Source organism: Pseudomonas fuscovaginae SE-1 (assembly GCF_000364705.1).
Taxonomy (GTDB): domain Bacteria; phylum Pseudomonadota; class Gammaproteobacteria; order Pseudomonadales; family Pseudomonadaceae; genus Aquipseudomonas; species Aquipseudomonas fuscovaginae_A.
This window is the reverse complement of the sequence record NZ_AQOH01000327.1, coordinates 1-491: the sequence shown is the minus strand read 5'-3', so window position 1 is coordinate 491 and position 491 is coordinate 1. Positions and strand designations below refer to the sequence as shown.

1 protein-coding gene is annotated in these 491 nt (G+C 48.1%); it reads left to right on the top strand.

The annotated features are described in order from the left end of the window. The first annotated feature begins 106 nt into the window (after positions 1–106). On the top strand, positions 107–463 hold the full coding sequence (locus K675_RS33455) for a hypothetical protein (RefSeq protein ID WP_198291687.1): 357 nt from the start codon (positions 107–109) through the stop codon (positions 461–463). Positions 464–491: the final 28 nt, after the last annotated feature.

Below are 491 nucleotides of genomic sequence, written 5' to 3'. Positions count from 1 at the left end.
AGGGCGAGGTGGCTTTTGACCTTGACTTGAGACCGGCTAATGGGTGTCCCCGTTTTTACGGTCCCCGTTTTTACGTTTTTAGGTTTTTTCTGGCCATGCGCTGGATGTGGTCAATAACACGCTCGATCCATTTGTAGAACCTCAAGATATAATTGGTGGCTGGAAGGTTATCAGCGATGGTCAGAAGCTTGTCTTCGGCCTGCAAAATAATGTTTATGGTCAGGCACAGCAGAGCACTAAAAATGCCGTTGACCTTGCGACGCTGTTAATTCCTGGGCCTGGCGAGGCAGTAGGTGTTGGGAGGATAGGTAAGCTTGGGCAGCTAGATGGAAAGCTTGCGAAAGAGCTGGAAGTTATCAATAATGGTAGTTTTTCAATTATAGATTGGGCTGGTTATCCTGAGGGAGTCCTACGCCGCAAGTGCCATTTCGATTGTTGGAGGGTGCAGAGTATGAGGCTGTGAGAAAGGCCGCAAACAATGCCAATAGAAA